The organism is Veillonella sp. ZSJB6 (assembly GCF_051549505.1).
In the GTDB taxonomy this organism is placed as follows: Bacteria; Bacillota; Negativicutes; order Veillonellales; family Veillonellaceae; genus Veillonella.
Map to the genome: position 1 here is coordinate 1 of NZ_JBPUGE010000070.1, position 263 is coordinate 263.

The window sequence follows — 263 nt, forward strand, 5'->3', positions numbered from 1 at the left end:
GCTCTTCAGTCTCTAAAATCGTCAGGCTGCTATTGAACAAACCGCCCATTTCCCGCAACTCACTTAGCTCTTTCCCTGTCATCCATTGAATGGCAGCAGTTAATGAGGCCCCATGACCTACGAATAAAAGAGGTCCGTTTTTATGTTGAGCAACCGCATCCGCTACAACAGTTTCAATACGTGTGATTGCTGATTCAATCGTTTCTCCATGAAAAGGAGAAGGATCATATAGATCTAAGTGATTACGCAAATTCGGCAGATTC

At 43.7% G+C, this 263-nt stretch carries 1 protein-coding gene; it reads right to left on the minus strand.

The features are described from left to right. The coding region (locus tag ACSV5T_RS09930) for a histidine phosphatase family protein (RefSeq protein WP_438321010.1) at window positions 1-263 on the minus strand (263 nt) is incomplete at both ends.